The organism is Pyxidicoccus fallax (genome assembly GCF_012933655.1).
GTDB lineage: Bacteria > Myxococcota > Myxococcia > Myxococcales > Myxococcaceae > Myxococcus > Myxococcus fallax.
The window spans coordinates 56,378-79,423 of sequence record NZ_JABBJJ010000014.1; the positions used below are offsets into that span (position 1 = coordinate 56,378).

General features: G+C 68.0%; 20 protein-coding genes and 1 pseudogene. 4 read left to right on the forward strand and 17 right to left on the reverse strand.

What is annotated here, in order from left to right:
- Positions 1 to 315: 315 nt before the first annotated feature.
- From HG543_RS04975 to HG543_RS05035, 13 genes and pseudogenes are all read right to left on the reverse strand, one after another.
- The gene (locus tag HG543_RS04975; protein ID WP_343073277.1) at positions 316 to 1,440 is read right to left on the reverse strand and encodes a 2-oxoglutarate and iron-dependent oxygenase domain-containing protein; all 1,125 of its coding nucleotides are present in this window, start codon (positions 1,438 to 1,440) and stop codon (positions 316 to 318) included.
- Positions 1,441 to 1,596: 156 nt separating this feature from the next.
- Positions 1,597 to 4,437: a TonB-dependent receptor gene (locus HG543_RS04980; protein WP_169343510.1), complete on the reverse strand. Its 2,841-nt coding sequence runs from the start codon at positions 4,435 to 4,437 to the stop codon at positions 1,597 to 1,599.
- 292 nt (positions 4,438 to 4,729) lie between these two features.
- Positions 4,730 to 5,587 carry an alpha/beta fold hydrolase gene (locus tag HG543_RS04985; protein WP_169343511.1) on the reverse strand — a complete coding sequence of 286 codons (858 nt, stop codon included), beginning with the start codon at positions 5,585 to 5,587 and terminating at the stop codon, positions 4,730 to 4,732.
- Positions 5,588 to 5,706: 119 nt separating this feature from the next.
- Complete coding sequence (locus HG543_RS04990; RefSeq protein WP_169343512.1) at positions 5,707 to 7,812, reverse strand: PAS domain-containing sensor histidine kinase; 2,106 nt, start codon at positions 7,810 to 7,812, stop codon at positions 5,707 to 5,709.
- Between the two features lie 54 nt (positions 7,813 to 7,866).
- Entirely contained in the window at positions 7,867 to 8,235 is a 369-nt protein-coding gene (locus HG543_RS04995; protein ID WP_169343513.1) for a response regulator transcription factor, read from the reverse strand.
- 35 nt (positions 8,236 to 8,270) lie between these two features.
- A complete protein-coding gene (locus HG543_RS05000) occupies positions 8,271 to 8,927 on the reverse strand; it encodes a response regulator transcription factor (RefSeq protein ID WP_211193737.1) in 657 nt (218 codons plus the stop codon).
- Between the two features lie 57 nt (positions 8,928 to 8,984).
- Positions 8,985 to 9,842, reverse strand: a complete 858-nt coding sequence (locus tag HG543_RS05005; RefSeq protein WP_169343515.1) for an alpha/beta hydrolase — start codon at positions 9,840 to 9,842, stop codon at positions 8,985 to 8,987.
- A 277-nt stretch (positions 9,843 to 10,119) separates the two neighbouring features.
- Positions 10,120 to 10,893 carry a haloacid dehalogenase type II gene (locus tag HG543_RS05010; protein ID WP_169343516.1) on the reverse strand — a complete coding sequence of 258 codons (774 nt, stop codon included), beginning with the start codon at positions 10,891 to 10,893 and terminating at the stop codon, positions 10,120 to 10,122.
- A gap of 296 nt (positions 10,894 to 11,189) precedes the next feature.
- Positions 11,190 to 11,312 (reverse strand): annotated as a pseudogene (locus HG543_RS55000) (tyrosine-type recombinase/integrase); the annotation flags it as partial.
- Positions 11,311 to 13,614, reverse strand: coding sequence for a glycosyltransferase family 39 protein (locus HG543_RS05020; RefSeq protein WP_169343517.1), 2,304 nt, complete (start codon positions 13,612 to 13,614; stop codon positions 11,311 to 11,313). The gene HG543_RS05020 and the pseudogene HG543_RS55000, both read right to left, overlap by 2 nt.
- A gap of 133 nt (positions 13,615 to 13,747) precedes the next feature.
- Positions 13,748 to 15,007: a M56 family metallopeptidase gene (locus tag HG543_RS05025; RefSeq protein WP_169343518.1), complete on the reverse strand. Its 1,260-nt coding sequence runs from the start codon at positions 15,005 to 15,007 to the stop codon at positions 13,748 to 13,750.
- The gene (locus tag HG543_RS05030; RefSeq protein ID WP_169343519.1) at positions 15,004 to 15,366 is read right to left on the reverse strand and encodes a BlaI/MecI/CopY family transcriptional regulator; all 363 of its coding nucleotides are present in this window, start codon (positions 15,364 to 15,366) and stop codon (positions 15,004 to 15,006) included. Before HG543_RS05030 ends, HG543_RS05025 begins: the two co-directional genes overlap by 4 nt.
- Positions 15,367 to 15,483: 117 nt before the next feature.
- The gene (locus HG543_RS05035; RefSeq protein ID WP_169343520.1) at positions 15,484 to 16,401 is read right to left on the reverse strand and encodes a LysR family transcriptional regulator; all 918 of its coding nucleotides are present in this window, start codon (positions 16,399 to 16,401) and stop codon (positions 15,484 to 15,486) included.
- 111 nt (positions 16,402 to 16,512) lie between these two features.
- On the opposite strand from HG543_RS05035, the gene HG543_RS05040 reads away from it, so the two are divergent.
- A complete protein-coding gene (locus HG543_RS05040) occupies positions 16,513 to 17,370 on the forward strand; it encodes an SDR family oxidoreductase (protein WP_169343521.1) in 858 nt (285 codons plus the stop codon).
- Between the two features lie 66 nt (positions 17,371 to 17,436).
- On the opposite strand, the gene HG543_RS05045 is transcribed toward HG543_RS05040, so the two are convergent.
- Positions 17,437 to 18,165 (reverse strand): hypothetical protein, encoded by a 729-nt coding sequence (locus tag HG543_RS05045; RefSeq protein WP_169343522.1) that lies wholly within the window; start codon positions 18,163 to 18,165, stop codon positions 17,437 to 17,439.
- A 108-nt stretch (positions 18,166 to 18,273) separates the two neighbouring features.
- Positions 18,274 to 18,753 carry a hypothetical protein gene (locus HG543_RS05050; protein ID WP_169343523.1) on the reverse strand — a complete coding sequence of 160 codons (480 nt, stop codon included), beginning with the start codon at positions 18,751 to 18,753 and terminating at the stop codon, positions 18,274 to 18,276.
- 427 nt (positions 18,754 to 19,180) lie between these two features.
- Here HG543_RS05050 and HG543_RS05055 point away from each other — a divergent pair, with 427 nt between their 5' ends.
- Positions 19,181 to 19,579, forward strand: a complete 399-nt coding sequence (locus tag HG543_RS05055; protein WP_169343524.1) for a VOC family protein — start codon at positions 19,181 to 19,183, stop codon at positions 19,577 to 19,579.
- A gap of 45 nt (positions 19,580 to 19,624) precedes the next feature.
- Here the strand turns inward: HG543_RS05055 and HG543_RS05060 are convergent, their stop codons facing one another.
- Together HG543_RS05060 and HG543_RS05065 are read right to left on the reverse strand one after the other, a co-directional pair.
- The gene (locus tag HG543_RS05060; protein WP_169343525.1) at positions 19,625 to 20,395 is read right to left on the reverse strand and encodes a bactofilin family protein; all 771 of its coding nucleotides are present in this window, start codon (positions 20,393 to 20,395) and stop codon (positions 19,625 to 19,627) included.
- 244 nt (positions 20,396 to 20,639) lie between these two features.
- The gene (locus tag HG543_RS05065; RefSeq protein ID WP_169343526.1) at positions 20,640 to 20,918 is read right to left on the reverse strand and encodes a hypothetical protein; all 279 of its coding nucleotides are present in this window, start codon (positions 20,916 to 20,918) and stop codon (positions 20,640 to 20,642) included.
- Positions 20,919 to 21,369: 451 nt separating this feature from the next.
- Here HG543_RS05065 and HG543_RS05070 point away from each other — a divergent pair, with 451 nt between their 5' ends.
- Positions 21,370 to 22,722, forward strand: coding sequence for a hypothetical protein (locus HG543_RS05070; RefSeq protein ID WP_169343527.1), 1,353 nt, complete (start codon positions 21,370 to 21,372; stop codon positions 22,720 to 22,722).
- A complete protein-coding gene (locus HG543_RS05075; RefSeq protein ID WP_169343528.1) occupies positions 22,722 to 22,940 on the forward strand; it encodes a hypothetical protein in 219 nt (72 codons plus the stop codon). The genes HG543_RS05070 and HG543_RS05075 overlap by 1 nt, the downstream gene beginning before the upstream one ends.
- Positions 22,941 to 23,046: the final 106 nt, after the last annotated feature.

A 23,046-nucleotide genomic window follows, 5' to 3' on the forward strand; every position in this document is an offset into this window, starting at 1 on the left:
ACGCATAAAAGGGATGGGGCCCTGTTGAGGGGGAGGGAGGGTGCAGAGGGGCAAAGGAGGGCCACTGACGGGGCCGCCCGAGCGATGCTCCCGGCCGGTGGACAGGCCGCTTGAGCTCCCTTGGGGGACACGCCTGCCCAGGCCGCGCTCCCATATGGTGCGTGGCAGGGGCCTCCGGCCTGTTGGCTGTCTTGAGCCTCAACACCCCGCGGCCTTATGTGGCCCTCGTGCCGGGGCCCACCTCGCACCTGCCGTGCCATCCGCTTCGGCGCGTGAAGGACATGGCCGATGCGACGCTGGCGGCCTTCTCCCCGCCTACGCGACGGCGAGCCTGCGCGCGGGCGTGGAGGCGGCCATGGCGGCGTCCCGCAGCCGCGCCAGGGTGGCCAGGCGGTCCTCGTCGAGGATGCGGCGCGTGGTGACCCGGTCCGGGTAGCAGCGCATGAACATGTTCGTGAAGTGCGTGCCGTAGTGGATGAAGTCGTCTCCGCTCGGCCCCAACAGCGGGCGGACACAGGCATCGAAGGCGGGCTCGTGGAAGTACGCCATCGAGTACCGCTCGCGCGTGTTCAGCCGGACCTTGTGGGGCGTGGAGAGCAGGTAGCCCCCGGTGAGGAACTGCAGGATGTCACCGGGGAACACGGTCAGCACCTTCGGCACGGGCTTCACGAAGGTCCACGGCTCCTGGTGCTCAAACATGCCCGCGGAGCTCTCACCCGGCAGCCAGTTCCGGTTGCGCTTCTCACCCTCCACGGGAGGACGGACCAGCAGTCCTCCCACGTCGTCCTGCGCGGCGATGACCAGCAGGCCGTAGTCGGTGTGCGCACCGATGCCTCGGGAGGACGCGGGGGACAGCGCCGGGAAGCGGAGGACGCGCATGTGGTGCCAGCCGTCGCGCGTCAGCCGTGTCAGGGCATCGACCTCCAGGCCCAGACCCAGCGCGGTGAGCCGCAGCAGCCGCTCGCCGACCGAGCCGAGCACCTCGGTGAAGGCCGTCATGGCCTGTCGATAGGAGTCGTCGGGCCACGGCGTCGGGCCATGGCAGGGCCACTGCGCCCGCACCCGTGCATCCGTCAGGGGGACGTCCTTGCAGAGGGTGAAGATCTCCGAGAAGTCCGCCTCGCCCGCGGTGACCTCCTCCCCCGAGGCGATATAGCCGCTGTACGTCAAGTCACTGACGCAGCCGGCCTTGAGCTGCAATGGCATACGGAAGAAGCGCCGGCTGGCCTCGAAAGCGCGCTCGGCGTGCTGCTCCTGCATGGGATTCATCTCGAGCTGGAAGATTCCGTCACGCCTCCAGGCTCGAATCATCCTGTCTGCCAATTCGCGCTCGGAGGACATTCCGGTGACGCGGTCGGGCAAGGCGAACGTCTGCAAGTCAGTCATTGAGGGGGCTTTCGGATGCAGTCGGAGGGCGGGGGAATCCCTATCGACTGTCATCCAGTTAAAGCTTGTCCAATCCCCGAGTCAACCTGCCCTCCGGGACGAGCTGTGAATCCATGGCTGGCCGCTCGCCGGGGGGGAGCACTGACGTCGCGCGAGAAGGACATCGCGGATTCAGGCCGCCACGAGGTCCTTCGGGCTCGCGCTACGCGCCTACAGCTGCGCGCTCAGCGACACGAGGAAGCGTCGCGGGAGCACCGGACGGGCCAGGAAGAGGTCCGACTGGGCACCTTGCGTCTCGTCCACGCGAGGGTTGCCCTCGGTGAGGCCCGTGCTGTTGAGCGCGTTGAGCAACTGCAGGCTCAAGGTGAATCTCTCATACGTGTACCCCGCGCTCACGTTGAACTGGCCGAAGCCCGGCAGGTCCACCGTGTTGGCGTTGTTGGAGAAGCGGTGCCCCACATAGTTCCAGTTCACGGTGAGGTTGGCGTTCTCGTACATGAAGGTCCCCGACAGGTCGGTGATGACCTGCGGGATGCGGCGGATGCGGTTGCCCGAGAAGTCCTCGGCGCCCTCGAAGAACTCCGAGTAACGCGGGTTCTGGAGCGTGAGCATGCCCTGCCCACGGAAGTACTTGATGGGCTGGATGGCCCCCTCCAACTCCAGGCCCAGCGTCCGCGCCTTGCCAGCGTACACGGTGACGAAGCGCGTCTCGCCCGTGTCCGGGTCCACCCGGGCATCCTGGCTGGGGAAGTTCTGGATCTGCATCCAGTAGGCCACGGCCGCCAATGCGTACCAGGGGCCCCCCACCTTGATGCCTGCCTCGTTCTGCCAGAGTGTCTCCGGCGTTCGGGGGAAGGAAGGGTCGCTCGGGTTGGTGGCGGTGAGCAGCTGGTCGAGCAGCGGCATCTTGTAGCCGCGGCTGCTGCGGGCATAGACCGAGGCTGAGTCGGACAGGGCGTAGTTCACGCCGCCCGACAGCGCCCAGTCGGTGAACGACACCCCCACGCGCTGGATGTTGCCCGTGCCACGGGTCACGTTGTCATCCGCCGAGGTGGTGGGGTCCCCGAGGTCGACCCCGGCCGTGCGCTCCACGAACTGGATGTAGCCGTTGCGCTCGACGCGGCCCGCCAGGTCGATGCGGAGCTTGTCGCCCACCTTGACCTCGTCCCCGAGGAAGGCGGCGATGATGGTCGCGTCACCGTCGCCATTCGTGTAGCTGCCCAGGTAGCTCCGGAAGCCATTCTGGGTGACGCCGCGCACCACGGCGCCCGTGTCATCCAACACCTGGAGGTCCAGGTAGTGCGGGCGGGTGAGCACGTCGGTGACGACGTCGTTGAAGTACCACCTGTTGCCCGCCGTGTAATAGCCGAGGTACAGGCCGCCGGTGAACGTGTGCTGGGTGGGCCCCAGGTCCGCGTATTGGGTGAGCTTGAGCTGGTTGGAGATGTTGCTCATCGGCTTCTGCACCAGCCACTGTCCGCCGAGCGCCACGAGGTTGTTCTGCGAGCCGCAGCCCCCGGTGCCGAACTCGGGGCTGCCCTCCAGCCGGCTACAGACAATCCGGTAGGGCGTCCCTTCGCCCACGACGCTCCGGGCCCAGGTGTCCGCGTCCTGCAGCGAGAACGGGAGCACCGCGTTCCAGCTGTGGTCGAACTGCATCGCCCGCGTGTTGTTCTGCACCTCGATGCGCGCCTCGGGGAAGTAGAAGCGCAGCTCGGCCATGACGGAGCCACCGACCTGCTGCTGGCCATTGTCCAGCGGGAGGGTGAGCCGGCCGCCTTCCGGCAGCGGCACCTGGGCATTCACGCCATCCGGCGACGTGAGCGTGCCCTCCAGCGGGAAGCCGTCCACGAAGTCGTAGTCCGTCAGCTTGCCCGCGGAGTCGAAGCGGCCCCGCAGCGGCAGCGGGAGATAGAAGGTGTTGCGGTCATTGAGGTACTTCAGCGTCACGCGCGCGTGGCCGGTCGCGCTGTCCAGGTTGATGTTGCGCTGGAGGTTGGCCTTGAGCTGCCCGCCATTGGAGGCCGGGAAGCCCGGGTAGCGCACGCCATTGTCGTAGCGGTAGAAGCCGCCGACGGAAAAGAACCAGTCATTGCCGAGGGGACCGTTGATGTTGGCGTCGTAGCGGAACAGCCCGCCCGTGGCGCTGGAGGCCTTGAAGGTGCCAGCCAGCGTCTCACCGCCCGTCTTGTTGATGAAGTTGACCACGCCGCCCGGCGCGTTGCTGCCGTAGAGGGCCGCGTTGCCGCCGCGCACCGCCTCCACCCGGTCCAGGTTCTCGTCCACGCGCACGAAGATGTCGTTGTTGACGAAGAAGAGCTCCGTCGAATCGAAGACGGGCATCCCGTCTTCCATCAGCGACACGTAGCGGTAGGAGCCGTCCGCCGGGAGGCCTCGCACGAACAGGTTGCCGCCCACCTCACCGCCCGAGCTCTCCACGTAGAAGCCGGGGACGATGCGCATCAGGTCCGCGGTGCTGCGTGGCATGCGGGCCGCGATCTCCTCGCTGCTGAGCGTGGAGATGGCGCTGCTGGAGCGCACCTTGCGGTCCGGCACCTGCGCCGTCACGACGATCTCCTCCGAGTTCATCAGGTCCATTTCCAGCGAGAAGTCGAGGGTGACCGGGGCCTCCCCCACCGAGACCCTGCTGCGCTGGCTCTTGAAGCCTTCGGCCTCCGCCCGCAGGGTGTACTGCCCCGGAGGCAGGTCCTTCACGGCATAGACACCTTCGTAGTTCGTCACGGCGGTGCGCTTCGCGCCCTGCACCACCACCATGACCCCCGGGAGCGGGTCTCCATACGAGGTGGTGACCTTGCCCTGCACCGCTCCGCCCCGCGCGGTCTCGGCCGTCCCCTGCACTGCCGCGCCCTGCGGGGTCTCGCCCGTGCCCTGCGGGGTTCCGCCCGGAGCACCGCCTGACTCCTGGGCCCATGTCCCCTGAGCGGGGAGCAGCAACACCCCAGCAGCCATGCACGAAGCCATCCACCGGTTCCACACGAAGGTCGACGTCCTCAGCGCGACCTGGGAGGCCTTGTCACGAGGGTCCAGCATGCGCACGAATTCCTCCTGGATGAGCAAGATACGACATCCCCGCCATACCAGTATGTCGCGACAGGCTGGTCTTCGCTGTGTAAGGACCTGTTGTGAATCAGGCGAAGTGGCCGCGCAGCCCCTGGGTTGAGGCCAGACACGTTATCGACCACTTGCAACGGCGCGCAGGGCGCCACGGGCGTGTTCGGTGAGGGCTCGGGAGGCGTGCTCGCGGTGAACGTGGGCACCGTGCTCGACCTCAGGGCACCATGGGCATCGGAATCTGAGGGACCCCGAGCCCGCTTCGGGTGGCTCAGCCGTTCTGGATGAAGCTGGTGATGAGGTCGGCGCAGATCCGCGGCGCCTCGTGCTGGGGGCCGTGGCCCATCTGCGGGAAGACCATCAGGTGCACCGACTTCGTCTGCGGCGCCACGTCGAACCAGTTCTCCACCGGGAAGACGATCTCCTTGTCGCCCGAGATGACCAGGACGGGAATGTCGGTCGTCTTCAGGAAGTCTCGATAGCCATTGTCATCCACGAAGATGTCCTCGGCCTGGGTCTCGGCCAGCATCTTCAGGACGGTCTGGATGGGAATCGCCGGACTCACATCCGTGGTCCTCGCGGCGATGCGGTCGTGTGAAGCCACCGCAGCGGCACGGGACTTCTGTGACTCCGGGTGGAAGAACAGGACGATTTCATCATCGAGGTCGTTCACCGGCTTCAAGGCGCGCTCGAAGAAGAGGGGCTTCGCCCCGAAGCGCACCTTGCCCGGAGGCGTGGTGCCGATGAGGATCTGCTTGATGATGCGCTCGGGGTGCAGGCGCGTCGCCACCTGCGCCGCGATGCCGCCCAGCGACCAGCCGCCGATGATGAAGCGCTCGAGGCCGAGCGCGTCCGCCAGGTCGATGGCGTCCTGCGCCAGCCGCCTGCGCACATAGCTGGGCTCACCGGTGGACTGGCCCAGGCCGGAGTAGTCGAAGGTGATGACGCGGTGGTGGGCCGCCAGCGCGTCCAGGAAGGCCGGGTCCCACGAGTCGAGAATGCCGCGGAACCGCAGGCACAGGATGATGGGGATGCCCTCGCCGATGTCTCGGTAGGCAAGGCGGCGGCCCTTCACCTCGACGAAGCGGGTGGGCGTATTGACGGCGGAATGGGCAGTGGGTGCGTCCATGGGCTGGCTCCTTGGCGGAAACGCAAAGGAGTATGGCGACCGACCTCGACGTCGTCTGTTGTACGAGTGGGCCAGCGGACCCATACCTTCGTATGGTGCCCGCGCCGACCCGCTGGCCTTCATCCAGGGCGAGAAGGCGTCCGCGCGAACGGCAGGGTGAAGATGAAGCGCGCCCCGCCGTTGGCCACGTTCTCCGCCCAGATGCGGCCGCAGTGCGCCTCGATGATGGTGCGGCAGATGGACAGCCCCATGCCGAGGCCATTCGCCTTCGTGGTGAAGAAGCTCTGGAAGAGCCGCTCCTGGTGCTCCAGCGGGATTCCCGGCCCCGAGTCCTCCATCTCGAAGCGCAGCCCGTCATCGCACGCCAGTGTCGCCAGGTGGAGCCTTGGCGACGGGCAGCCCGCGCGCTTCATCTCCTGCATGGCGTTGAGGGCCAGGTTGACGACGATCTGCTGAAGCTGCACGCGATCGGCCTCGATGGCCGGCAGGTCCTCGGCGAGCTCGAGACGCAGGTCGACCTCATGCGCCAGCAGCTCGTGGTGCAGGAACCGCACCGCCTCCTCGACGACGGTGTTGGGCGACAGGCGCTGCCGCTCCGAGGCCTTGTTCGAGGCCATGGCACGGATGCGAGCGATGATGTCGGCGGCGCGCTTCGCGTCGCTGACCATGTTGGCGTTGATGGCGCGCACCTCGTCGAGGTCGGGCTCGCGCCGCGACAGCCAGCGGGCCCCCGCCGCGCCATTCGTGGCGATGGCGGCCAGGGGCTGGTTCACTTCGTGGGCAATCGATGCCGTCAGCTCTCCGAGCATCGACAGCCGGGAGGCATGAGCGAACTCGCTCTGCAGCTGCCGCAGCGCCTTCTGGGCCGCCACGCGCTCGGTGATGTCGGTCAGCCCGACCAGCACCATATTCCGCGCCCGCAGCTCGGGGGAGGCGTTGAGGGTGAACAGCGTGTTGAACTCGCTGCCATCCAGCCGGCAGTTGAGGGTCTCCTCCTCGAAGGTGACGTCCTGCCGGAAGCTGGCGACCAGCGAGCGCCGGACGACTGGATAGGACGACCGCGGCCAGAAGCGCGTCACCGGCTGGCCGATCAGCTCCGAGCGGTCCTTCGCGCCCATGATGCGCACGGCCGCCTCGTTGACGTCGCCCACGCGCATGGCATCCATGTAGATGACGAGGAACTCCGGCTCGCTGTCGACGTAGGCCGCGATGTCCTCGATGCCGCGTGCCGCCAGTGACGCGGAGAGCTCGCGCTGGCGCGAGGTGTCTATCTGGAACAGGGCCGTCGACATGGCCTGGAAGAGGTTGCGGTAGCGCAGCTCGCTGGTGCGCACCTCCCGCTCCGCCGCCACGCGGTCGGAGATGTCGATGACGCCGACCAGCACCGTGCCCCGCCCATGGTGGCCTGACGGCCAGCACACCGTGAACAGGGCGTCGATGAGCCGCCCGTCCAGGGTGGACAGCCGCGTCTCCCGCGACAGGCTGGGCAGGCGGTGGATGGAGGCCAGCAGGCTCTCGGCATAGACGTCGCGGCTCTCTCGGGGCCAGAAGGGAGCGACGGTGCCTCCAACGAGGTCCTCGCGCCTCCCGTTGCCGAACAGCATCACCGTCTTGTCATTCACATCCACCACGCGCGTCACGGCGATGGCGGAGTCGATGAACTCGGGATGCGCCTCGAACCAGGCGCGGAAGTCCTTCACGCCGGCATGGGCGAGCCCCGCCAGCATCTTGCGCACCTCGCTGAAGTCGAGCTCCCAGAACGCCGCCGCCATGGCCTGGAAGAGGTTGCGGTAGCGGTGTGCCTGCAGCCGGGTCTCCAGCTCGGCGTCGCTCAGTCGGGTGATGTCCCGGCCGTACTCGATGACGGCCACCGGCTGGCCCTCCGGGCCACGCTGCACCGTCCACCGGACCTCGATGCGCCGGTCCTCGCCGGACGCGAGGGTCCGCTTCAGCTCGCCTTCCCAGTGCCCCTGCTCCAACAGGTGCTGCTCCAGACGCTCGAGGGTCGTCGGGTGATGGGCGTTGAGGCTGTCGTGGAGATGGCGGCCCAGCATGGCCTCGCGCGAGTAGCCATAGAGCGCCTCGGAGGCCTTGTTCCACAGCAGGACGTGGCCGCTCGGCGCTCGGACGATGACGCTCTCGGCCACGCCGTCCAGGAGCGGACCGAGCAGGTCCGGCAGCTTCCGCGCGGTGTCGACGCTCTCTGCTCGGTGTCCTTCCGGCATCCGCTCGCTCCGCCAAGAGTCCTGATACACCCGTTTGGCGGGTGTTCCGCGACCCTACAACGAAAGCGCGCGTTCGACGCAGGCGATGAACTCCTCGCTGTCGAAGGGCTTCTTGAGGAGGCAGGTCGGCTTGCAGGCGCGGGCCCGCTCCATCACCGTCGCCTCGGTCTTCGCGGTGATCATGATGACGGGCACCGAGGATCCCCGGGCGTCCAGCTCCCGCTTGAGGTCGATGCCGCTCATGCCTGGCATGTGGATGTCGGTGATGACCAGGTCCGAGTGCTCGAGCTGGCCCGAAGCCAGGAACGCCTCGGCGCTGTCGAAGGCCAGGCCCTTCAATCCGAGCGACCGCAACAGCCGGACCAGCGCCTGACGGAGTGATGCATCGTCATCGACGACGGAGATGAGGGACTCGGACGACATGGACTTCCTGGCCTTCTCGGGTGCGGCTTCCGGGACTAGGGTTTTCGCGCCTGGGATGGAGGCTGCGCCGTGGCCAGGGTCTTCGGGAGCTTCAGTGTCTCGGCCATGCGCACCAGGTCCGCGAGGCTCTCCGCCTCCATCTTGCGCATCACCGAGCCGCGATGAATCTTGACGGTGATTTCACTCAGGCCGAGCTCTCCGGCCGCCTGCTTGTTGAGCAATCCCGCGGTCACCAACGTCATCACCTGCTGCTCGCGGGGCGACAGGCTGTCGTAGCGCTTCCTCAAGTTGGCCAGGTCCTCGCGCAGGGAGCGCTGGCCGCGATGCCGCTCCACCGCCAGCGCCACGGCGTCGAGCAGGTCCTGCTCGCGGAAGGGCTTGGGCAGGAAGTCCACCGCGCCCGCCTTCATCGCCCGCACCGACATCGGGATGTCGCCGTGGCCGGTCATCATGATGACCGGCAGGTCGATGCCGAGCGACTCGAGCTGACCCTGGAACGTGAGGCCGCTGATTCCAGGCAGGCGCACGTCGAGCAGGAGGCACCCGGGGGCGTCTACCCGCTCGGCATCGAGGAACGCGGGCACCGACTCGTAGGCCCGGGCCTTCATGCCGATGGAGCGGAACAGGGTCTGCAAGGCGGTGCGCAGCGAAGCGTCGTCGTCGACGATGTGGATGACGGCTTCCTCACTCATGCCGTCAACCTGCCATGGTGATGCAGCTCCGGCAACCGAGGTCATGTCCCGCAGTCGTCAGCTCACCGCGCTCAGCCGGGCCGCCTGGATGCCGGCCGCCTGAGGGACCGCGACGGGCACGGGGGCCGTGGTCGCCTCGACGGCCCAGTCGAGGATGAAATCGGCCACCTCTTCCCAGCCCTCTTCGAGCAGCAGGGTGTGCGAGCGGTCCGGGAACATCTTGAACTCGGTCTTCGACGGCGACTTCGCCTGCTTCTTCGCGTTCTTCTTCACCATCGGAAGGGGGATGGTGTTGTCGAACTCGGCGGCAGTGAGCAGCAGCGGCGGGCGCGCCGGGTTGGGCGTCGTGATCTTCGAGCCGATGCCCAGCACGGCCTGGAAGAAGATACGGCCCGGAGTGGGGACGATGTACTTGTCGTAGGCCGCGCGCATCTCCGACTCCGGCAGGGTGTTGGCGAAGCCGGCTCGGAAGCCGTCGAAGCTCATGGTCAGGGCGCGGTTCCACGCGTTCCACGCCGTGAAGACATGCCGCGACGTCCAGACGGCCTTGGGGTGGGCAAGGACGCCGAACGGGGGCCCCGGGTCGACGGCCACGCCGGCCGCGCCCAGGCCGCGGTCGAGCAGCACCTGCACGATGAGGCCGCCGAACGAGTGGCCGATGAGGATGGGCTTCTCGGGCAGGGCGCGGATCAGCGCGTCGTAGTGGTTGATGATGCCCTCGAGGTTCAGCTTCGCGAAGCGCGGGTCGAGGTTGGAGCGGAGCTCCTCGACGGAGTGGTCGAGGTAGGGCCAGGCCGGGGCAATCACCTTGAAGCCCCGGGCCTCGTAGCGGGCGCGGACGGCCTCCCAGGAAAGGGGCGTCAGCCAGGCGCCGTGGATGAGCATGACAGTCTTCGTGGGGGTGGGAAGCAGCATGGCGTTTCCTCCTGAAGCGTTGATGGCCTCAAGATGCCGCGAGCCCGTCCCGAAACCCATTCTACGTGGGATTGGGCGGCCCATACCTTGGTATAGGCCCCCCTCTGTCTCACTCAACGAAGCTGGCGATTCACCGTGCCGAAGGCCAGGGCGAGGTTCCGCTACGACTCACCCAACTTCACGCGGTCATAGGACCAGGCGTAAGCACCTGACTTTCCTCGTGCCCGCTGAAAGTCAGCAGCTCTACGGTCGTCGTAAGCACGTGGAGCCCGGCCGGCTACGGGCGCTTGCCGAGCACCTCGGCCAGCGCCTGGATGTCCTTGACCACCTGATCCGGCGCGGCGGCGAGGGGATAGAGGGACTGCCCGGGACGCGCCACGAAGATGGCCTGGAAGCCGGCGGCCTTCGCCCCGGCGACATCCCATCCATGCGCCGCCACCAGCACCGCGTCTTCCGGCTTGACGCCCATCTGCTCGGCCGCCCAGCGATAGGCGCGCAGGTCCGGCTTGTAGACCTGGATGTCCTCGATGCTCAGGTTGCGGGTGAAGAACCCTGTCAGCCCGGCATTCTCGAGCTGTGTCTGGACGGCGCGATGGGAGGAGTTGGTCAGGGTGACCAGCGTGTATCCCTGTTCCTTGAGCGCCCGCAGTCCTTCCCGCACGTCGGGATGGGCCGGCAGCGCGAGCAGGGGCTTGACGATGGCGGCCCTCGCCTGTTCCTGGGACAGCGCGATGCCGTTGTTCTCGGCCACCATCATCAGGGCGGCCGTGCCGACCGCGCCAAAGTCGTGATAGCTCCCCGTGACTGTCTCGACCAGTGAGTAATGCAGCATCGTCGAGAACCACAGTGGGAGCAGCTCCTGCCGTCCGCCGAGGGCGGCACCGACGGACTGACGCATGGACTCCAGGTCCAGCAGCGTCTCGTTCACGTCGAAGAAGATGACCTTCGGGGCCGTCACGGGCTGCGCCGTCCGAGGCGTCGCGCAAGCCGGCTGCAGGCCCACCAGGAGACAGGCCAGCAGAAGAGACAGGAGTCGAGTGACGAGGCGCATCAGGGCTCCGGGTCTGGGGGCTGCCGGGATGACAACAGCGGGAACACGGTCCGGCAAGCGGATGCTGCCTCGCTTCTCCACTCACGCCCTGAGTCGTTCTCCTCGGAACTTCGCCCCTGCCTGGAGGGTCGAAGCTGGACATACCCGGGCGCCTGGGACGCCTGCCCGGCGGGAGGCACACGCTCCCGTCAGCCTCCCACGGGCTTCTCATGAGCCCTGTGAGATTGGGGAACTCGGGCCGCTCGCGTCCGTGAGCGGGTTGACCCTGGTGGGCCGCATGTGCCCCCAGTGTGCCGGTGCTCCGTCATGCTCGCGGTGAGCGGCTGGCCGTCCGGCTGGCAGAACACGTAGGGGCCGCGCAGGTGCCGGTGCCCCATGAGTGCGTCCACCACCGAGCCGGGCAGGTCCACCGCCCGTTCAATCGACCGTTACCAGCACGAACTTGTTGTTGATGTCCCGGTCCACGGGCGTCACCACCTGGTCCGGCCCCACCGCGTTGCGCACCAGGTTGAGGCGGTTGTGCTCCACCAGCACCCACACCCGGCCCGGCCGCGCCGCCAGGTTGCGCATGCGCGTGTTGGCGTCGCCGGAGCGGTACTGCTCCACCGTGTTCTGCGAGTAGAACGTCTCACCGCGCCAGTTCATCATGTACGCGACGATGGGCTCGTCCGCCTTGCGCTGCGAGTAGTAGCGCCAGAAGAGGTCACGCTGCGTCCAGTGGTGGGCCAGGTCCACCCAGTGGCTCCAGTTGAACCAGAGGGCCACGCCCGCCGCGAGCGCCCAGAAGGTGCCGAACAGCATCACCCGCGCCCGCATCAGCGACGCCACCACCGCCAGCGCCCCGGCCACCGCGAAGGTGAAGCCCAGGGTGCTCTTGATGTTGACGGGCTCGGACAGCGCCTTGAGCAGCGAGTCCTCCGCCACCGGGTTGCGGAAGCCGCGCACCGCGAGCGCCACGCCCGCCACCGCGATGAGGCCCGCCACCGTCCGCAGCGACGAGCGGCCCTCCGTGCCCGGGCGCGAGGACTGCCAGCCCAGGAAGCCGGCCACCGCCAGGAACGCCAGCCCCAGCAGCGCCTCCGCGGACACCTGCGCCTGCGACGCCACCGCGCCCAGCGTGGCCACGCCGGACAGCAGCAGCAGCAGCGCCACCGCGCGAGAGCCCGGCGTCGCCCTCTCCTTCGCGCGGGGAGCGAACGCGTCGAACGCGAGGTACACGCCGAAGGCCAGCAGCACCAGCGTCACCAGGTCCCCCGTCCACAGCGGGCGCGAGGCGAAGAAGGCGATGGGCTTGGACACCAGGTCCTGCGGGTACGGGCGGTCGTAGTTGAAGACGAACAGGTCGGTGAAGTGCTTCGGGTTCTCCGACAGGTTCTTGCCCACGAGGATGAAGAGCACGAGCCCGAAGATGAGGCTCACCGCGTGCGCGGAGATGCCCTCCTCCCACAGCCGGTCCGCGAAGAGGGCCAGCAGGATGGCCAGGCCCGGCAGCACCGGGAAGACGTAGTGGTGGAACTTCGTGGCGCTGGAGGCCAGCAGCCAGAACGAGAAGGCCACCCACAGCACCGCGATGATGGCCAGGTGGTCCGCCTTGCTCGCCGAGCGCAGGCGCAGCCGCGACACGACAGCGAAGGCGCCGGGCAGCAGCGCCACCCAGGGGAAGATGGCGAAGCCGCCCTGCTCGATGAAGTAGATGAAGGTGCCGCCCGGCGTGGTGGTGTACACGCCCGCCGTGAGGCGGTTCAGGTGGTCGTGGACGAAGAAGCGGTACCAGAAGAGCTTGCCCTCGTCGTCCACGCTCTCGAAGAGGGACATCGTGAGGTACCAGGGCGCCGCCACCGCGAGGAAGACGAGGATGCCGGTGCCCAGGTGCATCCGGAACATCTGGCCCCACAGCACCGGCATGGGCCGGCGGCCCTCGCGCACGTCCTTGCGGAAGCCGCGGTCCATCAGCCACTTGAGGTGCGCGTCGATGCTGGCGCCGTCCCAGGGGATGACGGCCAGCGCCGCGTACAGCACGAGGATGACGGCGGGCAGGCCCACGCCGAGCAGGCCCTTGGCCAGCGTGGACAGGCCGGCGAAGAAGTAGAAGCCGTACCACCAAGCGGAGCGGTGCTTCGTCGTCTCATCCAACTGGCCGATGAGCGCGCACGCCATGGCGCAGATGAACGTGGTGACGAAGGGCGTGTCCGTCACCGTCTGGCGGGTGAGCAGGAAGTACAGCGGCATGGTGGCCAGGATGAAGCCGGTGGCCAGGCCCGCGCGCCGGCTCACCACCCGCGCCACCGCCAGCGACAGCAGCGCCACCGCGGTGATGCTCAGGAGGGCGAAGGGCATGCGCATGCCCCACTCGGTGAACAGGGCCACCGCGCCGTCGGTGTTCACCGTGCCCGCCACCTGCATGCCCAGCGCCTGCATCCACATGGTGAGCGGAGGCTTGGAGAAGAACCAGGCGCCTTCCCAGAAGGGGTACACGTAGTCGCGGCGCTCGATCATCATCCGAGCCACCTCGCCGTAGTGCGTCTCCCAGCAGTCCCACAGCCCCACCGCTCCCAGGTACGGGAGGAACAGGAGGGCCGCGAAGCCGGCGGTGGCCACCACGACGCGCGTACTGAAGGGCAGCTGAAGCCACCGCTTCATCCACTTCGCCGAGAGGATCTCCTTCCCGAGGATGGCCTCGGTGAAGGTCTGCTCGCGCTGCTGTTCGCCTTCGCTCGCCACGGCTGAAGCTCCTTGAGTCATTTCGGGCGCATGGCCTGTGCACACCGGCACGGGCCGCGGCCTTATATCCCCCGCCGCCCCCGACGGTCGACCATGGCCACGGAGTCACCGCCACGCGCGCGGCTGCGTCAGGTCAGGTGCCGGCTCCAGCGGCGGTCAGCGTGATGTGCAGCTCGATACGGTCATTCTCCCCGCCTGCGTGCGGGTCAGCGCCCATCCGAATCATGCCCGGCTGGCCACTGAGCATGCCAATCCTTGGCGTCGCGACGACCTTGCCGTCCCGCTTGATGGTCGAGTGGAACATCAGCACATCGGGCTGGTTTCCCACGCCGCGCGCGACCGTCCCCTCGATGGCCCAGTCGTGGCCATTGGCGGAGCCATCGATCACGAGCGACTGGCCGGGCATGGTCACGAACGTCGTGGTCGTGGGCTCGTCGTCATTGATACGCAGCACCGCCGTCACGAGGATGCGGCCTGCTGAAAGGTGGGCTGCGACTGCGTCGTTCGGCTGCGCGGCCCATGCGGCATACCCCCCGGTCAGCGTCAGGGCGAGCACGCACACACAGCCGGAAAGCCAGCGACTGAACGACGGAAGAGGTTGCTTGAGCATGATGATTCTCTCCTTGAGGGGATGACAGAAACCCCAGTGACACCCCAGGGGCCAAGGCTGCGTGGCCAGCTGGGTCTTCAACATCGCCTCGCCATAGGTGCGGCGTGACGCCGGATGACGCGCAAGCACACGCTGGTCGCAGGACAGCTCCTGGTCCTGGCGGAAGTGCCGCGCGGCGTAGTGCAGCAGCGGATTGAACCAGAACAGACAGCGCAGCAGCACCACGGTGGCGTTGAACCGCAGGTCGCCACGGACGAGGTGCTGGTGCTCGTGCTCACGGAGCAGCACCCGCTCCTCCTCGTCGTAGCGCACATCGAAATCCATGGGGACGATGATGCGCGGCCGCCACACGCCAACCGCGGCGGGAAGGCCGGCAACCGTCTCGGCCTGATACATGCCGTCATCGCGCAGGCGGAGGTGCCCCAGCGCGCGCCAGAAACCGCGTTGCCGCGCGGCGAACCACAGCCCCGTGGCCACCGCCCCCACCAGCCAGCCCGCCAGCAGCCACGCCGCCGGATTCGTCGTGGAGCCCTCTTCGCTCGCAAACGCCCAGGGCGACGCTTCAGCGACGAACGCGAGGGCCGGTGCCGAAGTTGGCCCCTCACCCGCCGCGGGCAGCAACACGGCCACCAGAGCGGCGGGAACCAGGCTCCACGCGGCATACGCAATCCGCGCACCGAACCCCGCGCGCAGGACTCCGCGCAGCACCATGACCGCCAGGACGGCGGCACTGGAAGCCAGCGTGGTCTCCAGCAGCGTGCGCAGCACCCCAGCAGCGCTCATGGGTCCAGTTCCTCGAGCAGCTTGCGCAGCTCGGCGACGTCCTTCCGGCTGAGCTTGCGGTGCTGGCTGAAGTGCGCGACCAGCGGCGCGACGCGGCCGTCGAACAGACGTTCCAGCAGGCCCTGGCTCTCCTCCAGGACCCAGTCCTCGCGCCGGAGCACCGGGGTGTAGAGATAGCGACGCCCCTCCTTCTCCGCGTCAATCGCGCCCTTCTTGAGCAGGCGATTGAGGAGCGTCTTGACCGTGGCCTCCTGCCACTGCTGCGCCTCCGCCAGCGCCGCCACCACCTCCTCGGCGGCGAGGGGGTGCTGGCGCCAGAGCACTTCCATCACGATGGATTCGGCTTCGCTGATCTTCATCGTTTACACTCGTAATCTGTCGGCAAGATTACGCGTGTAATCGTTCCTGTCAAGGACACGCCGGCTGCGCCGCCTGTGGGAGGCGGCGCCGCTGTTCCCGAAGGAGGCGGCGCAGGGCTACGCGCCCTCCTCCCCCTGCTGGCGGAACCAGTCCGTCAGCGCGTCGAGGAAGAGGCGCGTCTTCGGCACGAGCGCGCCGCCGGGCGGCATCACCGCGTGGACCCAGACGCCTGGCGGATTCCACTCCTCCAGCACCGGCACGAGCTGTCTCCTCGCCAGGAAGGGGCTCGCGAAGTAGAGCGGGGTGCGAACGATGCCCAGTCCCGCCACGGCGGCCCGCACCGCCAATTCGAAGCTGCTCACCTCCAGGCGAGGCTTCACCCGGAAGGACAGCTTCCTCGTGCCCGAGGCGAACGGCCAGTCCTTGGGCCCTTCCCCACCCGGTATCGTGATGGTGGCGTGGTCATGGAGCTCCTCGGGGTGGCTCGGAGCCCCCCGGCGCTGGAGGTAGCGCGGGCTCGCGTAGTAGCCCCCGGACACGCGGCCCAGCCGCCGTGCAATCAGCGAGGAGTCATCCAGCGGCCCCACCCGGAGGGCGAGGTCAATCCCCTCGCGCACCAGGTTGAGCCTCCGCACGGACGTGTCCAGGTGGATGGAGACCTCCGGGTACTTCTCCAGGAACGGGTTGACCACCGGCTCGAGCACCATCCCCGCGATGGCGGCGGAGGTGGTGACGCGCAGCAGCCCGCTCGGCTTCGACTTCGCCTGTGCCACGGCGTCCTCGGCGGCCCTGGCCGCGGCGAGCGAGCGGCGCGCGTGCTCGAAGTACGCGCGCCCCTCCTCCGTCAAGCGGAGCGAGCGCGTCGTGCGCACGAGCAGTGAGACCCCCAGCCGCTCTTCCAGCTCCTGCACCCGCTGGCTGAGCGTCGCCTTCCGGGCCCGCAGCGCACGGGCGGCGGCGGTGAAACCATTGGCTTCGACCACCGCGGTGAAGGCGGCGAGCTCCTCGAGGGCGCGATTCGATTGGTACTCCATGCGTACCACTGTGGTGCCCGCCCGCTGCATTGTCAAAGCAGGTGCCCGCTCGCATTCTTCGAGCACTTCGAGGCCGCGCCACCCCGGCGTGGCTCCAGGAGAAAGACACCCATGATTCTCGTGACAGGAGCGGGAGGGACGGTCGGGACCGCCCTCCTCGAGGAGCTGAAGTCCGCCCGCCATGCGTTCCGCGCCGCGTTCCATTCCCAGGCCAAGGCCGACAAGGCGCGAGCCGCGGGCCTGGACGCCGTCGCCCTCGACTTCGAGAAGCCGGAGACGCTGCGGCCGGCAATGGCGGGCGTGGACGCGGTCTTCCTGCTCGGTTCCGGTGGTGCCGGACAGGTCGAGCGGGAAATCAATGTCGTCAATGCGGCCAGGGCCGCGGGGGTGAAGAAGCTCGTGAAGCTCTCCGTCTGGGGGGCCGCGGAAGAGGGTTACTCCTTCGCGAAGCTTCACCGACCCATCGAGCGCGCGGTGGAAGCCTCCGGCCTCGCCTGGACGTTCCTGCGCGCGAACGGCTTCATGCAGAACTTCGTGAACCACATGGCTGGCACCCTCAAGGCGCAGGGCGCCATCTACCAGCCAGCGGCGGACACGCGAATCAGCCACGTGGACGTGCGCGACATCGCGCGGGTCGCGGCCCGGGCCCTGACGGCCTCCGGCCACGAGGGCAAGGCGTATGACCTCTCCGGCCCCCAGGCGTTCTCCTATGGCGAGGCGGCGGAAATCCTCTCCCGGGCCCTCGGCAGGAAGATTGCCTACGTGCCGCTGAGCGACGAGGCGGCGAAGGCCGGCATGCTCGGTGCCGGGATACCGGAGCACTACGCCGAGGCGCTCCTCGACCTGTACCGGTACTACCGGAAGGGAGTCGCCAGCGCGGTGAGCCCGGCCGTCAAGGACGTCACCGGGCGGGAGCCGACGAGCTTCGAGCAGTTCGCCCGGGACCACGCGGACGCCTGGCGCGTCTGAGCCCGGAAGCGACGATGGTGCCCCGGCGCCCCTCTCGACTTCGTCGGCACGCGGTTCCCCTCGCCACTAGGGCTGGGGCGTCGCCAGGTCGGGCAGCATGGGCACGCGGCGCGCGCCGGGGCCGTTGGGCGTGGCGGCGCTGTTGTTCGTCACCCGCCGCAGCAGCGAGCGCAGCTTCGCCGCGTCCTTGCGGAGGTTGGCCGCGAAGGCCGAGGGCGCCGTCGGCTCCACGTAGAAGGTCACCGCCCCCACTGTCGCGTCCGTCACGTAGGCGCCGTAGTCCTGGAGCGCCTGCGCCACCATCTTCCCGTCCGCCGTCAGCCCCTGCGCGTTGATGTCCACGGAGGGCGGAATGGCGAAGTACGCCCCCATGGGGACGTTGCCCTTGTAGTTCCACTCGCTGTTCCAGTCCTGCTCGGTGGCGGACCAGACGTAGCCCTTCGCGGTGCCGTAGCCCTTGGAGTCGTAGCCGCTGGACCCGCCGCTGCAATAGAGCTGCGCGCGGTCCACGGCCAGGGCGATGGCGTGCTGAATCTTCCCCGTGTACTTCGGGTGCGTGGGCGTCGTCTCCCACGCTCGGATGAGGCCGCCCACCGCGGCGCCGCCGTAGGCGCGCACGCCGTTCTGCGGGCCCAGGCCGCTGCCGTAGAGGTCAATCTTGTGGTGGCGCCCCACGGTGTACGCCGTGGGGGACTGGCGCGTGGCGGCCCAGGCCTCGTCAATGTACGTCCGCGAGGGGTTGACCACGTGCATGTGCTTGTCGCTGCCGTTGGCGATGGTGGCGGTAACGGGCACGTTGGGAGGCTGGGAGTCGGGGATGATGTCGGCGATGTCGGGGTCGAGGAACCCTGGTAACGCGGCGAGGCAGACGGCACGCCTCCGCGTGACCTCGGCCGAGGCAGCTCAGCCCTGGCCGTCGTAGAAGACCCTGCGGGGCCGCACTTCGTCCTCGGGTGCGGAGACGGCCCTGGCGGCGAGACGTCGCTCCCAGTCGAGCGCGGCGTCGAGCGCATCGCGGTCCTCCGGCTCGCCGCCGAGCTCCGAGAGCTTGCCGAGCGCCTCCTCCCCGCGTCGCACGAGCTCGAAGAGCTGGACGCCGACGGCCTCGTTGCCGGAGTCGCCATACTCGACCTCCACTCCGAAGATGCGAGGACGGGCGAGCTCCGCCGCGAGCCGGGCAACGAGCATGGAGTCCGCGGACAGCCAGCAGCTCGTGCCGAGCTGGTAGATGCGCGCGATGGAACACCCGCGTCGATGCGCAGGGAGCTCCTGGTGCCCCTGCGCCTCGAAGACTCCTCGCAGGGCCTCGAGGCACGAGCGCTCGTCGGGCCACGGCCCCACGATGGCGGTCCACTCCTCCCAGGACGGGTGTTCGTCGCGCATGGGCAGAGGGTAGTCCTGCGCCGGGCGACCCCCAAGGACTTGCGTTCCTGGCAGGAATCTACCGAGCGAAGAAGTTCGACGAGGCCTGTCCCCTCTACGAACGCGCCGTGGCGCTCGCGCCGGAGCACGGCCCCACGCTCGCGGACCTGCGCCTGTGCCTCCAGAAGCAGGGCAAGCTCAGGGGCCCACCTCGCACATGCCGGGGGCAAGCCCAGCGCTGATTTCACCGGTCACCCCTATCCCCGGCCTCCGCGCCCGCCGCCACCGTGCAGCCTCGCTGCCGCGGGGGCGTTGCCTCGCACGCGGGCCTGACCAGCGTGCGGCGGACCGAGCGGAGCGTGTGCTCTTCGCTGCGAGCCGTCCTGTTCACCCTCACGATGGCAATGAGGCGCTGGACCGCGTCATCTCGCCTGACGGAGTAGCGAAAATGGAAGCAGACACTGTGAAGCTGGGGGAGACCCAGGCGTTCAGCGGGTTCTCGGTCAATGACATCCAGGCCGCGCGGAAGTTCTACGAGGAGACGCTGGGCCTGAAGGTATCGGAGGAGAACGGCCTGCTGACCCTGCACCTCGCCGGAGGCCGTGATGTCCTGGCCTATTCCAAGGAGGACCACGTCCCCGCGACGTTCACCATCCTCAACTTCCCGGTGCGGGACGTCGAGAAGGTCGTCGACGAGCTGACCGCGCGCGGCGTGCGCTTCGAGCGCTACCCGCAGTTCGCGGCGGACACCGACGCAAAGGGCATCTTCCGGGGAGAGGGGCCGCTGATCGCCTGGTTCAAGGACCCGGCCGGCAATGTGATGTCCATCATCCAGCAGGAGAGCTGACGCCGGGGCCTCCTCTCGCTCGACAGGTCGCGTGCTTCGACTGCATCAGCTCCCGCTGGAGGCCGTGTTCGCCAATGCTGGCTGGCCTCGTCGGACGAAGGCCGCGAGCTTCTCCGAGTCGATGGCATCAATCCATGGCGCGTCGGGGTCCTCCTCGTCGCCTTCCTCGTCCTCGAACAGCTCGTCCGCGAAGACCTTCAGCAGTTTCGGAGAGAGGAGGTCACGGACGCGGCGGTCGGTCTCCTCGATGAATGTGTGCTTCTCCGTGCTCCGTATGTGCTTCGCGTCCCCCGTCACGAGGCGTGCCTTCACGCCGCCGTGGACCTTCACCGCGTGGTAGTTCGTGTAGACAAAGGGCGCGCGGACATCGCCGAACACTTCGCAGCAGGCATCGTTGTCGAGGAACAGAATTGACCGCTCGGCGACGAGGTTCCCGTGAACCTCGAGGAAGCCCCGGGTAATGACCTCACCGGCGCGGAGCGAGCCCGTGACGACCACGACCGACTCCGGATCGAGCGAGTCCTCGTAGCGTCCCTTGACGACAAGGTCCCCTTCGACGAGCAACAGCCCGATCCGCATCCGGCGCCCGAGCGACAGTTCGTCGAGGACGAGCCGGCCCTTGTGGTGGAGGATGTCACCGCTGGCACGGTTGCTGGCGACACGCTGCTCGACGAAGCGCTTCGCACTGCGGAGAGTGCTCGACTGCGCGAACTTCCCACGAACATGCTTCTTCAGGAGCGCCAGCACCGTCTCCGCGGTGAGGCTTCCCGCGTTGAAGCTCCTGGCCTTCGGTATCAATCGTTCCAGGGTGGCCACGTACCCACGATACCCCACTCATGCGGACAGGCTTCGTTGGGTTTGCTATCGCCCTGCCCACGGGTTCAAGTCCCGTGCTCCTCGCCGCTAGAGAAATCTGGACGCGTGCAGTCCCAAGTCCGTCGCACCCGCGTGCCATGGGGCTTCAGTCCGTGGGCGTCCCCCTGCTCGCGGAGGCCCACGGACCCTCGTGCTGCTTCAACAGGAGCGCGGCTCCACCGTCTTCCGGGCCGCGACCGGAGGACTAATAGGTGAGCTGACCTTCCAGGGGGGTCAACGCGTACGGCCCATTGAAGTAGATGGCGTAGGTCGCCGGTACGCTCGTGGGCTTCCCGACCCAGACCACGAAGCCACGGTAGCTCCCCGCACAGACGCCGGCCGCGGTGAGGTCATACCGATCCTCCTGCCACTTGATGTCGAGCAGGGGCAGGCTCACTCCGTTGTAGTAGACGGAGATGGAGGTGGACGGCACGTTGTAGTCATACAGGTCCGGACGGACGCAGGCCCATCCCCGGATGCTCATCGGCGCCGTGGGCCCAAAGATAGCGCCGGGGTACCGAACAGTGCCAAGGGAGTCGACCCATCCCCGCTGAAGGGCATTGGGATCCCAGGCAAACGCTTGCGAGGCCCCGAGAAGAGCCACCGCCCCCACAGCAACAACACAGTCCTTGAGCTTCATGCGCTGTCTTTTCCTTGTGGTCGGATTTTTCTATCAGTGCTACCTAAACGCACTATCCGTGCGTTTCGGGCGGGCCGTGTACCATTTTCAACATCACGCGCAGGGCCCGGTCGCCGTCGACTGTTGACTGAACGACAGTTCCTGCCCATCCGCGCGAGGGCGCTCCTGCCCGCTCTCCACAGGCGCGACTGGAAGTACCCGGTGAAGGGGTGGACGGGCCTCGACGGCGTGGATGACGCCGCCACGGGGCCGCTCAGGAGTGGTATTCCAGGAATTCTTCACCTGGAGAAAACACATGATGTTCCGTCGTTTCGCGCTCGCCTGCGCCCTGTCCCTCGGCGCCACCGCCTGTGGCAGCACGTCCCCTGAGGAGTCGCTGGTAGTCCCCGTGGAGGAGACAGGAGTCTCCACCGCCGCGGCGACGGCCACCCGCATCTACGCGTACGAGCCCACGGGCACGCACGAGCTCAGCTTCGAGACGCTGGGCACCTTCGAAACGCGCAACAACCGCCGCGTGCTCGTGATTCATGGCACCACCAACCGCTACATCAGCAATGTCTTCAGCTTCGTGCCGGATGACGCCTTCGGCACGGCGAACGTCATCAGCGAGCGGCGCTTCGAGGTGGTCCTCGAGGAGGGCCACGAGCTGAACACGATGCTCTCCGGGCTGCCGCTGCTGGTCGCCATCGACACCTTCACGGGCTCGCCGACGCGGTACTACGCGCAGATCATCCTCGCGCCCCGCTTCTTCGACTTCCGCGGGCCGAACTCCATCACCGTCTTCGAGAACGTCGACCCGGTCTACGTGCTCAACGCCGCCGGCACCGACAACCTGATGTATCGCGGCCGGGTGGACTCGGCGGCCACGTCGCTCACCGTCACCGCGCCGGACGGCGTGCCCGCGGTCTCCCGCGTGGACGCGGACACCTTCCAGTTGGACTGGCGCTACCCGGCGGTGCACGAGGCCGTGGACCCGCACACGGTTCCCCTCACCTTCACCGCCGCGCTGAACAGCGGCACCGTGGTGGACGAGACGGCGCGCCTCGTGGTGCGCGTCACCGGGCTGGCCATCAGCACCCACGACGACCCGTACAACACGTGGCCGTCCCCCGCCTGCCAGCTGTCCGTCTACAACTGCATCCACGCGCAGCCCACGGGCACGCTGGATTTCGGCTCGTGCGGAACCTACCGCCAGGTGCAGCGCTGCACGTACGCGAGCGCCTGCGAGGTGCTCCCGGGCGAGCCGCTGTCGGTGACGGAGATTGACTCCTCGTCCCTGGAGCCCATGCGCCAGTCGTACGGGCTGAGCGCCATCGACGCATACAGCACCCCGGAGTGCCCGGCCACGCCAGTGACTGTCCAGGCGGTGCTGGACTACGTCGCCGAGACGACGCGGACCCTGCCGCCGTCCGATTCCGGCGAAGTCACCGACCGCGCCGGCATTGTGGAAACCTACTTCGGCTCGAGCAGTTCCCCGCTGCTGGCCGCCATCGACTCGTTCGCGGGCGGTGGCCCCATCCAGGCGTGGCTCGGCGGGGAAGAGGTCCCCTGCCACAACTGCCACCGCTACAACGAGTACGCCGTCCTGTATTACCCGAACAGCGGCAAGGTCGTCGTGCTCACGGAGTCCCGCGGCTACGACTGGTGATGACCACCTGCCCGGGCCCCCAGCGGCCCGGGCAGTCCTCCTCCAGGATTCAGCCGCCACGCATCGCATCGTCGCTCCCCTGGAGGAGGTCACACGGCGGCAACCAGTACGCGGGAGTGCCCCAGGGCCCGTACTCCCTGCGCACGGGCTCGAACGACATCCTCACGGATGCACGGCACGTGGAGCCCGACTCGGATGAGATTGGCCGCTGGAGATGAAAGGCTTCTGCGCCGGCTCGGCGTGCGGCTCATGGGCTTCCCGTCAGCGTCCCTCACCGCGCATCAGAGGGATGGGGCCCTGTTGAGGGGAGGGAGGGTGCAGAGG